General features: G+C 74.1%; 11 protein-coding genes. 10 read left to right on the top strand and 1 reads right to left on the bottom strand.

Annotated features, from left to right (window positions below; all coding sequences use genetic code 11):
• Positions 1-89: 89 nt before the first annotated feature.
• Together clpB and ACH4OA_RS07110 are read left to right on the top strand one after the other, a co-directional pair.
• Entirely contained in the window at positions 90-2,687 is a 2,598-nt protein-coding gene (clpB, locus tag ACH4OA_RS07115; RefSeq protein WP_365875532.1) for an ATP-dependent chaperone ClpB, read from the top strand.
• 113 nt (positions 2,688-2,800) lie between these two features.
• The gene (locus ACH4OA_RS07110) at positions 2,801-3,331 is read left to right on the top strand and encodes a YbjN domain-containing protein (RefSeq protein WP_365875534.1); all 531 of its coding nucleotides are present in this window, start codon (positions 2,801-2,803) and stop codon (positions 3,329-3,331) included.
• 54 nt (positions 3,332-3,385) lie between these two features.
• Here the strand turns inward: ACH4OA_RS07110 and ACH4OA_RS07105 are convergent, their stop codons facing one another.
• Positions 3,386-4,570, bottom strand: coding sequence for a pyridoxal phosphate-dependent aminotransferase (locus ACH4OA_RS07105; protein ID WP_365875535.1), 1,185 nt, complete (start codon positions 4,568-4,570; stop codon positions 3,386-3,388).
• Between the two features lie 905 nt (positions 4,571-5,475).
• Between ACH4OA_RS07105 and ACH4OA_RS07100 the strand changes: the two genes are divergently transcribed.
• The 8 genes from ACH4OA_RS07100 to ACH4OA_RS07065 all read left to right on the top strand — a co-directional run bounded on the left by ACH4OA_RS07100 (position 5,476) and on the right by ACH4OA_RS07065 (position 13,717).
• Positions 5,476-6,018: a DUF2617 family protein gene (locus ACH4OA_RS07100; protein WP_365875539.1), complete on the top strand. Its 543-nt coding sequence runs from the start codon at positions 5,476-5,478 to the stop codon at positions 6,016-6,018.
• A gap of 120 nt (positions 6,019-6,138) precedes the next feature.
• On the top strand, positions 6,139-7,761 hold the full coding sequence (locus ACH4OA_RS07095; RefSeq protein ID WP_397968015.1) for a polyamine aminopropyltransferase: 1,623 nt from the start codon (positions 6,139-6,141) through the stop codon (positions 7,759-7,761).
• A gap of 81 nt (positions 7,762-7,842) precedes the next feature.
• Positions 7,843-9,015 carry an SRPBCC family protein gene (locus ACH4OA_RS07090; RefSeq protein WP_397968014.1) on the top strand — a complete coding sequence of 391 codons (1,173 nt, stop codon included), beginning with the start codon at positions 7,843-7,845 and terminating at the stop codon, positions 9,013-9,015.
• 45 nt (positions 9,016-9,060) lie between these two features.
• On the top strand, positions 9,061-9,849 hold the full coding sequence (locus ACH4OA_RS07085; RefSeq protein ID WP_365875545.1) for an aldose 1-epimerase: 789 nt from the start codon (positions 9,061-9,063) through the stop codon (positions 9,847-9,849).
• Positions 9,850-9,859: 10 nt separating this feature from the next.
• A complete protein-coding gene (gene pyrE, locus ACH4OA_RS07080; protein WP_365875547.1) occupies positions 9,860-10,408 on the top strand; it encodes an orotate phosphoribosyltransferase in 549 nt (182 codons plus the stop codon).
• Positions 10,409-10,551: 143 nt separating this feature from the next.
• Entirely contained in the window at positions 10,552-11,574 is a 1,023-nt protein-coding gene (gene fbaA / locus ACH4OA_RS07075; protein WP_397936285.1) for a class II fructose-bisphosphate aldolase, read from the top strand.
• Between the two features lie 65 nt (positions 11,575-11,639).
• Complete coding sequence (locus ACH4OA_RS07070; protein WP_397968011.1) at positions 11,640-13,136, top strand: MFS transporter; 1,497 nt, start codon at positions 11,640-11,642, stop codon at positions 13,134-13,136.
• A gap of 167 nt (positions 13,137-13,303) precedes the next feature.
• Complete coding sequence (locus tag ACH4OA_RS07065; protein ID WP_397936282.1) at positions 13,304-13,717, top strand: DUF3151 domain-containing protein; 414 nt, start codon at positions 13,304-13,306, stop codon at positions 13,715-13,717.
• The last annotated feature ends 166 nt before the right edge of the window (positions 13,718-13,883 follow it).

Genomic DNA, 13,883 nt, shown 5'->3' with positions numbered 1-13,883 from the left:
CCTTGAGCGGAATAGACTCAACTTTGTGTACGCTGATGTAGTCAGCGCCACTCGCAGGAAGTGCCAGGACGAGGAGGAGAACGGACACCGTGGATGCCGAGCTGACCAACCGGAGCCGGGACGCGATCAACGCGGCGAGTCAGCGCGCCGTGACCGAGGGGCACCCGGACCTGACCCCCGCCCACCTGCTGCTGGCCCTGCTCCAGGGACAGGACAACGAGAACATCACCGACCTGCTCGCGGCCGTCGGCGCCGACCAGGCGGCCGTACGCTCCGCCGCGGAGCGCGTCCTGGCCGGCCTGCCCAGCGTGACCGGGTCCACCGTCGCCCCGCCGCAGCCCAACCGGGACCTGCTGGCCGTGATCGCCGACGCCGGCGAGCGCGCCCGGGAGCTGGGCGACGAGTACCTGTCCACCGAGCACCTGCTGATCGGCATCGCCGCGAAGGGCGGTGCGGCCGGCGACCTGCTCAAGGGGCAGGGCGCCGAGGCGAAGAAACTGCTGGAGGCCTTCCGCAAGGCCAGGGGAGGACGCCGCGTGACCACCGCCGATCCCGAGGGCCAGTACAAGGCCCTGGAGAAGTTCGGCACCGACTTCACCGCCGCGGCCCGCGAGGGCCGGCTGGACCCCGTCATCGGGCGGGACCAGGAGATCCGGCGGGTGGTGCAGGTGCTGAGCCGCCGTACCAAGAACAACCCCGTCCTCATCGGCGAGCCCGGAGTCGGCAAGACCGCCGTGGTGGAGGGGCTGGCCCAGCGGATCGTCAAGGGCGACGTGCCCGAGTCGCTGAAGGACAAGCGGCTCGTCGCGCTCGACCTCGGCGCGATGGTGGCCGGCGCCAAGTACCGCGGCGAGTTCGAGGAGCGCCTGAAGGCCGTCCTCGCCGAGATCAAGGACTCCGACGGGCAGGTCATCACCTTCATCGACGAGCTGCACACCGTCGTGGGCACCGGCGCCGGCGGGGACTCCGCCATGGACGCGGGCAACATGCTCAAGCCCATGCTCGCCCGCGGTGAGCTGCGCATGGTCGGCGCCACCACGCTGGACGAGTACCGGGAGCGGATCGAGAAGGACCCGGCGCTGGAACGCCGCTTCCAGCAGGTGCTGGTCGCCGAGCCCACCGTCGAGGACACCATCGCCATCCTGCGCGGGCTCAAGGGCCGCTACGAGGCCCACCACAAGGTCCAGATCGCCGACAGCGCGCTGGTGGCCGCCGCCACCCTGTCCGACCGCTACATCACCTCCCGCTTCCTGCCCGACAAGGCCATCGACCTCGTCGACGAGGCGGCCTCCCGGCTGCGCATGGAGATCGACTCCTCGCCCGTCGAGATCGACGAACTCCAGCGCGCCGTCGACCGGCTGCGGATGGAGGAGCTGGCGATCGCCAAGGAGACCGACCCGGCCTCCGTCGCCCGCCTGGAGAAGCTGCGCCGCGACCTCGCCGACAAGGAGGAGGAGCTGCGCGGGCTCACCGCCCGCTGGGAGAAGGAGAAGCAGTCCCTCAACCGGGTCGGCGAGCTGAAGGAGAAGCTGGACGACCTGCGCGGCCAGGCCGAGCGCGCCCAGCGCGACGGCGACTTCGACACCGCGGCCAAGCTGCTGTACGGCGAGATCCCGCAGCTCGAGAAGGAGCTGGAGGCCGCCTCCGCCGCCGAGGAGGAGGTCGCCCGGGACACCATGGTCAAGGAGGAGGTCGGCTCGGACGACATCGCCGACGTGGTCGGCGCCTGGACCGGTATCCCGGCCGGGCGGCTGCTGGAGGGCGAGACGCAGAAGCTGCTGCGCATGGAGGAGGAGCTGGGCAAGCGGCTCATCGGCCAGAGCGAGGCCGTGCGGGCGGTCTCGGACGCCGTACGGCGCTCGCGGGCGGGAATCGCCGACCCGGACCGGCCCACCGGCTCGTTCCTCTTCCTCGGCCCGACCGGTGTCGGCAAGACCGAGCTGGCCAAGGCGCTCGCGGACTTCCTCTTCGACGACGAGCGGGCCATGGTCCGCGTCGACATGTCGGAGTACGGCGAGAAGCACAGCGTGGCCCGCCTGGTCGGCGCGCCTCCCGGCTACATCGGCTACGAGGAGGGCGGCCAGCTCACCGAGGCGGTGCGCCGGCGCCCGTACAGCGTGGTGCTCCTGGACGAGGTGGAGAAGGCCCACCCGGAGGTCTTCGACATCCTGCTCCAGGTGCTCGACGACGGCCGGCTGACGGACGGCCAGGGCCGCACGGTCGACTTCCGCAACACGATCCTGGTGCTCACCTCCAACCTGGGCAGCCAGTTCCTGATGGACCCGCTGAGCAGCGAGGAGCAGAAGCGGGAGCAGGTGCTGGAGGTGGTCCGGGCCTCCTTCAAGCCCGAGTTCCTCAACCGGCTGGACGACCTGGTGGTCTTCTCCGCGCTGACCAAGCCCGAGCTGGAGCGGATCGCCGGACTGCAGATCGGCCGGCTGGCCCGGCGGCTGGCCGAGCGGCGGCTCACGCTGGACGTCACGCCCGCGGCGCTGGCCTGGCTGGCGGAGGAGGGCCTGGACCCGGCCTACGGCGCCCGGCCGCTGCGCCGGCTGGTGCAGACCGCCATCGGCGACCGGCTGGCCCGCGAGATCCTCTCCGGGGAGATCACGGACGGCGACACGGTCCGCGTGGACCGCTTCGGCGACGGCCTGCTGGTCGGACCGGACACCGGCAAGACACTCTGACCGCGCCTTCCCCCTCCGACCCGCCGGTTCAGGGCCGACCGGCGGGTCGGGGCTTGCCACGCCCCTCCCCGCATGGGGGAGGATGGCGGCATCCGCATGAAGGGAAAAACACGGTGAGCATCGACCCGTCCTCCATTCCGAACTTCGGGGGCCAGCCCGAACCGCAGCCCCAGGGACCGGCGGGCCCCGTCCTCCCGGATCAGGACCTGGTGAAGCAGCTTCTCGACCAGATGGAACTGAAGTACGTCGTGGACGAGGAGGGTGACCTCGCCGCGCCGTGGGAGCAGTTCCGCACCTACTTCATGTTCCGTGGCGAGGACGAACAGGCCATCTTCTCGGTGCGGACCTTCTACGACCGGCCGCACAAGATCGACGAGAAGCCGCAGATCCTGGAGTCCATCGACGACTGGAACCGCCGCACCCTGTGGCCCAAGGTGTACACCCACACCCACGACGACGGCACCGTCCGGCTGATCGGCGAGGCCCAGATGCTGATCGGCACGGGCGTCGACATCAACCACTTCGTCTCCTCCACGGTCAGCTGGGTGCGGGCCGCGATCGAGTTCGACAAGTGGCTGGCCGAGCAGCTGGGCCTGGAGCAGGAGGCCGACGACTCCGGCACGCCGGAAGAAGACGGCGAGTAACAGCCGTCCCGGCCGGCCCGGGGGCGGTCCCGCCCCGGGCCGGTCCCGCCGCGCTCACATCCGCCGCAGCCGCTCCGCCGCCTCCCGCAGCACCTCTTCCCGCTTGCAGAAGGCGAAGCGCACGAACGGCGCCCCCGCCTCCCGGTCGTCGTAGAAGACCGCGTTCGGGATGGCCACCACGCCCGCCCGCTCGGGCAGGGCGCGGCAGAACGCGAAGCCGTCCTTCTCGCCGAGGGAGCGGATGTCGGTGGTGATGAAGTAGGTCCCGGCCGGCCGGAGCACCGTGAACCCCGCCTCCGTCAGCCCCCGTGCCAGGATGTCCCGGCGGGCCAGCATGCCCCGGCGGAACTCCTCGAAGTACGTCTCCGGCAGGGCGAGCGCCTCGGCGACCGCGTACTGGAAGGGGCCCGAGGCGACGTAGGTCAGGAACTGCTTGACCGAGCGGACCGCGCCGACCAGCTCCGGGGACCCGGTCACCCAGCCGACCTTCCAGCCCGTGAACGAGAAGGTCTTGCCCGCCGAGCCGATGCTCACCGTGCGCTCGCGCATCCCCGGGAAGGTGGCGAGCGGCAGGTGCTCGGCGCCGTCGAAGACCAGGTGCTCGTAGACCTCGTCGGTCATCACCAGCAGGTCACGCTCCACCGCCAGCTCGGCGATCGCGGCCAGTTCCGCGCGGGTGAGGACGGTGCCGGTCGGGTTGTGCGGGGTGTTGATCAGCAGCAGCCGGGTGCGGTCGGTGACGGCCGCGCGCAGCTCGTCCAGGTCCAGCCGGAAGCCGTCCTCGTGCGGCCGGAGGGTCACCGGCACCCGCCGGCCGCCCGCCATCGCGATGCTCGCCGCGTAGGAGTCGTAGTACGGCTCCAGCGCGACGACCTCGTCGCCCGGCTCGACCAGGGCCAGCAGCGTGGCCGCGATCGCCTCCGTGGCGCCCGCCGTGACCAGCACCTCGGTGTCGGGGTCGTAGGACAGGCCGTAGCGGCGCAGCTGGTGCGCGGCGATCGCGGTGCGCAGCTCGGGGATGCCGGGGCCCGGCGGGTACTGGTTGCCGCGGCCGTCGCGCAGGGCCCGGACGGCCGCCTCCCGGATCTCCTCGGGGCCGTCGGTGTCCGGGAAGCCCTGGCCCAGGTTGATCGAACCGGTCGCCGTGGCCAGCGCCGACATCTCGGCGAAGATCGTGGTCCCGAACTCGGCGAGCCGGCGGTTGAGGTGAGGGCGTGCGCTGGAGGTCATGCCGGTCATCCTGCGCGCAAGCTCTGGAGTTCCTCAACTCTGCTTTGGGCACGATCCGGGCCGGGCATCCCCTCGGCACCGCGAGACGCGGTGACACGGCGAGGCGCCCACGGGGGGCCGCTTCGGGGGAACGGAAGGAGGGTGACGCCATGACCGAGGGCATCATCCTGGCGGTGTTCGCGCTGCTGGTGTTCACGGTGGGCCGGACCCGCCGCGGCCGGCGCGGCAGGCAGTCCGGCGGGGGCGGCGGACGGAACCGGGGGCGGCGCTGGTCGTCGTCGTCATCGTCGTCGTACGCGGGCAGCGCGGGGGCGGGGAGCTGGTGGGCCGGCGGCGGGGACTCCGGCTCGTCGGGCGGCGGCCACCACGGGCACCACGGCGGACACGGGCACCACGGGGGTCACTCCTGCGGCGGGGGCCACTCCTGTGGCGGCGGGTCGTCCTGTGGCGGCGGGTCGTCGTGCGGCGGCGGGGGCGGATGCGGGGGAGGCGGCTGACGGGGGCAGCCGGGCGTGGCTGACGGGGGGGCAGCCGCGCTTCCGGACACGGGGTGGCCGGGCTTCCGGAGTCGGGCAGCCGCGCTTCCGGACAGGGGGAAGCCGGGCTTCCGGAGACGGGGGCCGTGTCCGGGCCGCATCGCGCCGGGTGTGCGCCGGGTACGCCATCCGGCGGGCGCCCGGCGGGCGCGCATCCGCGCCCGGCGCACGCCGGGGTGGAACAGTTGAGCTGTGGAGCCCCCTGAGGGATGGAAACCCCCCAGAGTTGGGTAAAAACGCTGTGGCGTCACCGCTGTTCATGATTCCCTCTACTTCGCCAACGCAGCCCCTCGGATGCCCCTGACTGCCCCCTCCGGCCGGGCCGGCCGGGCTGACATGGCCGATCTCCCCCTTCTTGCGTGTTAGCGGAGCCGATCCATGCTCACGACCCTGAACACCTCCTACACCGATACGCGCGCTGCCGACCTCGCCTGGGCGCTGGGCCGCGAACCGCTGCCCGCCCTGGCCACCCTCGATCTCGAACTCACCGGCGCCAAGCTGCAGTTGCGGCTGCTTGGCGCGTCCCACCAGGTGCTCGTGGAGGAGGAGCGCGGCAACTGCTCGGAGACGGTCGCGTGCATCCCCGGCTCCAGCACCCCGCTGCCGCTGGGCGTCGCCAAGCGCGTCGACGACTGGGAGTACGAGTTCGCCGCCCGTGTGGAGGTGCTCACTCCCGGCTCGTTCGCCGGCCGCGCCCAGGAGCTGCTGGCCCTCGTCTCCGACCATCCGCACGGTCTCGCCGGCGTCTTCCCGGGCAGCCCGCACGCCTTCACCGCGATGCTGGCCCAGCGGCGCGAGGGCCAGGTGCACTGGCGCACCTGGCACGCCTACCCGCAGGACGGGCAGCTCGTGGCCACCCGGACCCGGGTCGGGGCGCGGTCCCGGGCCGGGTCGCGGACGCGGGTGACGCGCTCGGGCTGACCGGCGGACAGGCCCGGGCCGACCGCTTTTCGGCGACATAAACCCGTTGTGCGTCAACCGCCCCTTATTTCACACCCGCGGGTGACGTGGTGTGCCGGGTAAGTGACGTAACGTCACAGCGTGATCGCATCGCACGCCCCCGCGCCGCCGGGCGCCCCGCCCTGCCGGACCCGCCCCGCGCGGCTGCCCGTCCGGCCCGGCACCGGGCGGTTCCTGGTCCTCGTGTGCGTCTTCGTCTGCGCGGCCTGCGGACTCGTGTACGAACTGGAACTCGTCGCCTTCGCCTCGTACCTGACCGGCGACTCGGTCACCCAGGCGTCCGTCGTGCTGTCCGTGATGGTGTTCGCCATGGGCCTCGGCTCCCTCGGCGCCAAGCGGCTGCGCCGGCACGCGGCGGCCGGGTTCGGCGCGGTCGAGTCGGTCCTCGCGCTGGTCGGCGGGTGCAGCGCCATGGCCCTGTACGCCGTGTTCGCCTGGACCGCCGGCTGGGGTGGGCCGTGGGCCGCCGGACCGCGCTGCCTGCTGGTCGCCTTCGCCCTGGTCATCGGCCTGCTCATCGGTGCCGAGGTCCCGCTGCTGATGGAGCTCATCCAGCGCATCCGCCGGCAGGACGCGGGCGGCGCGGTGGCCGACCTGTTCGCGGCGGACTACGTGGGCGCCCTCGTCGGCGGCCTCGCCTTCCCCTTCCTCCTGCTGCCCTGCCTCGGCCAGCTGACCGGGGCGCTGCTGACCGGCACGGTCAACGTGGTCGCGGGCGGCACGCTGGTCCTCGGCCTGTTCCGGCGCGACCTCACCCGCGGCGCCCGCCGGACCCTCCTCGTCACCGGCCTCGCCGTCCTCGGCGTCCTCACCGCCGCCGCCCTCCTCGCCGGCGACTTCGAACGCGCCGCCCGGCACGCCGTGTACGGCGCGGACGTCCGGGTGGCGGTGCGCACCGACGTCCAGGAGGTCGTCCTGGCCGGCGGCACCCGCGGCCGGCCCCTCGGCCTCTTCCTCGACGGCCGGTTACGGGTCGACGGCCGGAACGAGCGCCGCTACCACGAGGCCCTGGTCCACCCGGCCCTCACCGGCCCGCACGCCCGCGTGCTGATCCTCGGCGGCGGCGACGGGCTGGCCGCCCGCGAGGTGCTGCGCCACCGCACGGTGCGCCGCGTGGACGTCGTGGAACTCGACCCCGGCCTGGTGGACCTGGCCCGCCGCGACCCCGGCCTGGCCGCCGCCAACGCGCACGCCTTCGCCGACCCGCGCGTCCGCGTCACCACCGCCGACGCGCTCGCCTGGCTGCGCCGGGCGCGCGGACCCGCGTACGACGTCGTGATCAGCGACCTGCCCGACCCCGGCATCACGGCCGGCGCCAAGCTGTACTCCCAGGAGTTCTACGGCCTGGTCCGCCGGGTGCTGGCCCCGGACGGCCGCCTGGTGGTGCACGCCGGTCCGCTCACCGCCCGGCCCCGCGCCTTCTGGACCGTCGCCGCGACCCTCCGCGCGGCCGGCCTCGCCGCCTCGCCCTACCGCGTCCCCGGCCACGACCCGGGCGCCGCCCCGGGCCCCGGCCGCTCGCCGGGCGCGCGGGCCTGGGGTTTCCTGCTGGCGGGCCGGGGGCCGGTCCCGCCGGTCCCGCGGCTGGGCTCCTGGCGGTCCGGCACCCTCACCCCGGCCGGGCTGGCGGCGGACGTCCGGGCGGCCGGACGGACCCGGATCGGCGGCCTGCCGGCGTCCACGCTGGCGCACCCGCGGTACTGAGCGCGCACCGGCCGCGGCCTGCTGCCTCCGGGTGACCGGGTTCGGGTGAGTTCCGGCCCCGAGTGGGTAGGCTCCCCGACCATGGAGCACCAGGTCTTCGTCCCGGCCCCCACCGACAGGCTCGGCGCCGCGCTGACCGACCCCGCTCGCGTGGCCCGCGCCGTCCCCGGCCTGCACCAGGACGCCGGTGCGGAACCGGTCGCCGGGCGGCTGAAGCTCCGCGTCGGCGGCCACTCCGTCACCTACCGGGGCACGGCCCGCGTGACCCGCCGCGAGGACGGCGCGTACACCGTGACGGCCGAGGCCACGGAGGCCCGCGGCGCCGGCTCGGTCTCGCTGGCCCTGACTCTGCGCCTGGCGGGCGCCGAGGGCGGCTCCACGGTCACGGTCGAGGGCACGGCGGACACGGCCGGCCGCATCACGGAACTGCCCGCGGAGACGGTCGCGTCGGCGGCGGCCAGGCTGCTGAGCCGGTTCCTGGAGGCGCTGGCCACGGAGGAGGACCCGGCCGAGGACCCGTCGGAGGCCGAGGACCCGTCGGAGGACGAGGGCTCGGCGGAGGACGAGGGCTCGGCGGACGGCGGGGGTTCGGCGGAGGGCGAGGGTCCGGCCGCCCACGAGGGCCCGGCAACCGGCGACGGTCCGGCCGCCGGTGAGCACGTGACCGACGCGGACGAGAACGCGGCGGACGGCGGAGCCCCGGACGGGGACGCTTCCCGTCCGGGCGGCGAGGACGCGTCCCGTCCGGGCGGCGAGGACGTGGCCCAGCCGCCGGACCGGGCCCCGGACACGGGCACCGCCGAGCAGCCGCACCCACCCGCCGGTGCCGCCCCCCGCCCCTCCGTCTTCGACACCGAGGTCCCCCCGCCCGCCCTCGATCCGGCGACGGACGACGACACCGCCGACACCGACACCGCCGACACCGACACCGCCGCCACCGGAACCGGCGGCGCCACCGGCAGCGGCACCGGCGTCCGCAGCGGTGACGGCCACCGCCCCGCTCACCCGGACGGCCTCGCCGAGGACTTCGCCGACACCGGCGAACCGCCCGCCGAGGCCGCGCACGCCCGCCGCACGATGATCGGCCGCAGCGCCGAGGAGGTCGACCACGCCCCGCCGCGCGGCCGGTACGCCCCCGTGCCCGCCCCGCAGGCCGGCAGCGGCCACCCGGTCCTGCGCTGGGCGGCCCCCGCCGCCGCGGTGGCCCTCGCCTCGGCGATCGTGGTCTCCCGCGCTCTACGCAGACGACGCTGAACGTCCTGCGTACACCGCCCCGGGCAGCCCGCTAGGGTCGGTCGGGTGAGCAACGAAGACATCACGCTGACCGCGGGTGAAGCGGAAGTACGCGTCAGTCCCGCAGGCGGCGGCCGGATCAGCGGGCTCAAGGTCGGCGACCTGGAACTGCTGCGGCAGGGCCCCCGCTTCGGCTGCTTCCCGATGGTGCCCTGGTGCGGCCGGACCCGGGACGGCCGCTTCCTGGACGGCGGCACCGTGCGCCGCATGCCGCTGAACGCCCCGCCGCACGCCATCCACGGCACCGCACGCGACGGCGCCTGGCGCACCGCGCGCGTCTCGGCGGACGAGGCGGTGATCACGTACGAGCTGACCGAGCCCTGGCCGCACCCCGGCCGCGTCACCCAGGTCGTCGCGCTCGCCGAGGACAGCCTGACGCTGACCATGTCCGTGGAGACGTACGAGGACTCCTTCCCGGCGCAGCTCGGCTGGCACCCGTGGTTCCAGCGGAACCTCGGCGGCGCGGACGTGCGGCTCGACTTCAAGGCGGCCTGGCAGGAGGAGCGCGGCGCCGACCACCTGCCCACCGGCAACCGGATCGCCCCGGAACCCGGCCCGTGGGACGACTGCTTCGGCATGCCCGGCGGAGTCGACGTCACCCTGACCTGGCCCGGCCGGCTCCAGCTGAAGGTGGCCAGCCGGGAGGAGTGGGTGGTGGTCTACGACGAGCAGGCCGAGGCCGTCTGCGTCGAGCCGCAGACCGGGCCGCCCAACGGCCTGAACACCCTTCCGCGCCTGGTCACCCCGCTGGACCCGCTGGAGGCGAGCACCACCTGGACCTGGCGGCGCCTCTAAGCTGGTCGCCATGACGGACGTACGTGGCGCACTGCTGCAGCAGATCAAGGACAAGGCCGTGGTGCACGGCAAGGTGACCCTCTCCTCCGGTCTGGAGGCCGACTACTACGTCGACCTGCGCCGCGTGACCCTCGACGGCGAGGCCGCCCCGCTGGTCGGCCAGGTGCTGCTGGACCTGACCGCCGACCTGGAGTTCGACGCGGTCGGCGGGCTCACCATGGGTGCCGACCCGGTCGCCGCCGCCATGCTGCACGCCGCCGCGGCGCGCGGCCGGCGGCTGGACGCCTTCGTCGTCCGCAAGGCCGCCAAGGCGCACGGGCTCCAGCGGCGCGTGGAGGGCCCGGACATCGCGGGCCGCCGGGTCCTGGTGGTGGAGGACACCTCCACCACCGGCGGTTCCCCGCTGACCGCCGTGGAGGCCGTGCGGGAGGCCGGGGCCGAGGTCGTCGCCGTCGCCACCATCGTGGACCGGGCGACCGGAGCCGCTCAGAAGATCGAGGCCGGTGCGGGTGTTCCCTACCGGTTCGCCTTCTCGAAGGACGAACTGGGTCTGGACTGACGCCCGCAAGCACCGGTTTCCACCGGCGCGTGGACCATCGGCTCAGGTCTGGGAAGATGGGGCCGACGATGACGTCGCCCCCCAGGTCTAGGTCAGGGCCGTAGTACGCAGAACGCCAACCCGCACACCCAAGGAGCGGACAGATGCCCATCGCAACCCCCGAGGTCTACAACGAGATGCTCGACCGGGCGAAGGCAGGCAAGTTCGCCTACCCGGCCATCAACGTGACCTCGTCGCAGACCCTGAACGCGGCGCTGCGCGGCTTCGCCGAGGCCGAGAGCGACGGCATCGTCCAGATCTCCACCGGCGGGGCCGAGTTCCTCGGCGGCCAGTACAGCAAGGACATGGTGACGGGCGCGGTCGCCCTCGCCGAGTACGCGCACATCCTGGCCGAGAAGTACCCGGTCAACATCGCGCTGCACACCGACCACTGCCCGAAGGACAAGCTGGACGGGTACGTGCGTCCGCTGATCGCGGTCTCCGAGGAGCGCGTGAAGGCCGGCCGCAACCCGCTGTTCCAGTCGCACATGTGGGACGGTTCGGCCGAGACCCTCGCCGACAACCTCGCCATCGCCCAGGAGCTGCTGGAGCGCACCCGCGCCGCCAAGATCATCCTCGAGGTGGAGATCACCCCGACCGGCGGCGAGGAGGACGGTGTCACGCACGAGATCAACGACGAGCTGTACACCACGGTCGACGACGCGATCCGCACCGCCGAGGCGCTGGGCCTGGGCGAGAAGGGCCGTTATCTGCTGGCCGCCTCCTTCGGCAACGTGCACGGCGTGTACAAGCCGGGCAACGTCGTGCTCCGCCCCGAGCTGCTGAAGGAGCTGAACGACGGCGTCGCCGCCAAGTTCGGCAAGGTGTCCCCGTTCGACTTCGTCTTCCACGGCGGCTCCGGCTCCAGCGAGCAGGAGATCCAGACGGCGCTGGAGAACGGCGTGGTGAAGATGAACATCGACACCGACACCCAGTACGCCTTCACCCGGCCGGTCGCCGCGCACATGTTCCAGAACTACGACGGCGTCCTGAAGGTCGACGGCGAGGTCGGCAACAAGAAGGCCTACGACCCGCGCACCTGGGGCAAGCTGGCCGAGGCGAGCATGGCCGCGCGTGTCCTCCAGGCCACGCAGCACCTGCGCTCGGCGGGCAACAAGATCAAGTAAGCACGCGCGGTACCCGGCGGGCCCGGCGGCTGTCCAAGCCGCCGGGCCCGCTGTATACCTGGGGCATGCCCGGTGTCCGGCTGGCCTCGTCCCGGGGCCGGTGGCTGCTGTTCACCACGGTCCTCGGGTCCGGCATGGTGATGCTGGACTCCACGGTCGTCAACGTCGCCCTGCCGCGCATCGGCCGCGATCTGCACGCGAGCCTCGCCGCCCTCCAGTGGACGGTCAACGCGTACCTGGTGACGCTGGCCGGCCTGATCCTGCTCGGCGGTTCGCTCGGCGACCGGTACGGCCGCCGGAAGGTCTTCGTGCTCGGCGTCGCCGCGTTCGCCGCGGCCTCCCTGCTGTGCGGTCTGGCCCCGACCCCCGGCGTGCTGATCGCGGCGCGCGCGGTGCAGGGCGTCGGCGGCGCCCTGCTGACGCCCGGCTCGCTCGCGCTCATCCAGGCGTCCTTCCATCCCGACGACCGCGGGCGGGCGGTCGGCCTGTGGTCCGGCTTCGGCGGGATCGGCGCGGCCGTCGGCCCGTTCCTGGGCGGCTGGCTGGTGTCCGGGCCCGGCTGGCGCTGGGTGTTCCTGCTGAACGTGCCGCTGGCGGTGCTGTGCGTGCCGGTCGCGCTCCGGCACGTGCCGGAGTCCGCCGGCCGGCGGGCCCACGGCCGCTTCGACGTCCTCGGCGCGGTGCTGGGCGCGCTGGCCCTGGCCCTGCTGACGTACGCCCTCATCGAGGCCCGCGCGGGCCTGCTGCCGGTGGCCGTGACCGGGGCGGCGGGCCTGGCCGCCGCGGTGGCCTTCGGGTACGTCGAGACGCACCGCGCGGACCCGATGCTGCCGCCGGACATCTTCGCCGGCCGCCAGTTCACGGCGGTCAACCTGGTCACCGTGTGCGTGTACGCGGCCTTCGGCGGCTTCTTCTTCCTCACCGCGCTCCAGCTCCAGGTGGTGGCGGGCTACTCGCCGCTGGCCGCCGGCACGGCCCTGCTGCCCACCACCGCGCTGATGCTGCTGTTCTCGGCCCGCTCGGGTGCGCTGGCCGACCGCACCGGCCCCCGGCTGCCGCTGACCGCCGGCCCGCTGCTGTGCGCGGCGGGGACGTTGCTGATGCTGCGGGTGGGGCAGGACGCCGACTACCCGAGGGACGTCCTGCCCGCGCTGCTGGTGCTGGGCGCCGGCATGGTCACCCTGGTCGCCCCCCTGACGGCCACGGTCCTCGCCTCCGTGGACACCGCGCGGGCGGGCCTGGCCAGCGGGGTCAACAACGCGGCGGCGCGCGCGGCGGGCCTGCTGGCCGTGGCGGCGCTGCCGCTGCTGACGGGAATGGGCCCGCAGGCGTACCGGTCGCCCACGGCGTTCGACGCGGCGTACGACCGGGCGATGCCGCTCTGCGCGGGCGCGCTGGTGCTGGGCGCCGTCCTGGCCTTCGCCCTGGTCCGCCGCCCGGCCGCGGACCGCCCCCGCCCGGAGTGCCGCACCCACGGCCAGGTGACCGCCCCGCCGCTGGAGGGGGAGCCGCCGGAGGGCGGGCGCGAGCGCCGGGGCGGGGAGCGGGCGGACGAGGGCTGACCGGGCTTCCCGGGGCACGGATGGCTCCGGGCGCGGCTGCGGTCACTTCCCGGACGCGGGTTGCGGTCACCTCGGTACCGGCCGCGGTCACCTCCGTACCCGGCCACGGTCGCTGACGTACCCGGCCGCGGGAGTCCGTCGCCGTGCCCGTACGCCACACTGAACCCATGACGATTCACGAGAACCTCCTCGGCGGCCCGCCCCCGACCCGGCTGCCCGACGACCCCGGGCCCCGCGAGGCCCTGGCGGCCGGCACCCCGCCCGCGGACGTCGCCGCCAAGCACCCCACCTCCTCCCTCGCCTGGGCCCAGCTGGCCGACGAGGCGTTCGAGCGGGGCTCGGTCGTGGAGTCGTACGCCTACGCCCGTACGGGCTACCACCGCGGTCTGGACGCCCTGCGCCGCAACGGCTGGAAGGGCCACGGCCCGGTGCCCTGGGAGCACGAGCCGAACCGCGGCTTCCTGCGCGCCCTGCACGGCCTCGCCCGCGCCGCCCAGGCGATCGGCGAGCAGGAGGAGTACGAGCGCTGCGCGCAGTTCCTGAAGGACTCCTCGCCGGCGGCGGCCCAGACCCTGGGCTGACCCGCACGGGTGCCACCGGAGTCGCCGTGATCACACCGGTGAAGGCCCGTCTGGCGACAGGCGGGCCTTGCCGTACCCCGGGGCATTGCGCAGGATGGCGGGGTGGGGACCGGGGCCCCCGTGCCGGCATCGGCAGGGGCGGACCGCTACCCGGAGTAACAACAGG

Source organism: Streptomyces sp. NPDC017095, from assembly GCF_044332325.1.
Taxonomy (GTDB): Bacteria; Actinomycetota; Actinomycetes; order Streptomycetales; family Streptomycetaceae; genus Streptomyces.
The sequence above is the reverse complement of the archived record's forward strand: the minus strand, read 5'-3'. Positions and strand labels throughout refer to the sequence as shown.

What these genes read in the sequence shown, in the direction of transcription:
- ACH4OA_RS07105 (WP_365875535.1), bottom strand. Translation starts at nt 4,570, where the DNA reads ATGACCGGCATGACCTCCAGCGCACGCCCTCACCTCAACCGCCGGCTC.
- ACH4OA_RS07100 (WP_365875539.1), top strand. Translation starts at nt 5,476, where the DNA reads ATGCTCACGACCCTGAACACCTCCTACACCGATACGCGCGCTGCCGAC.
- ACH4OA_RS07090 (WP_397968014.1), top strand. Translation starts at nt 7,843, where the DNA reads ATGGAGCACCAGGTCTTCGTCCCGGCCCCCACCGACAGGCTCGGCGCC.
- pyrE (WP_365875547.1), top strand. Translation starts at nt 9,860, where the DNA reads ATGACGGACGTACGTGGCGCACTGCTGCAGCAGATCAAGGACAAGGCC.
- fbaA (WP_397936285.1), top strand. Translation starts at nt 10,552, where the DNA reads ATGCCCATCGCAACCCCCGAGGTCTACAACGAGATGCTCGACCGGGCG.
- ACH4OA_RS07070 (WP_397968011.1), top strand. Translation starts at nt 11,640, where the DNA reads ATGCCCGGTGTCCGGCTGGCCTCGTCCCGGGGCCGGTGGCTGCTGTTC.
- ACH4OA_RS07065 (WP_397936282.1), top strand. Translation starts at nt 13,304, where the DNA reads ATGACGATTCACGAGAACCTCCTCGGCGGCCCGCCCCCGACCCGGCTG.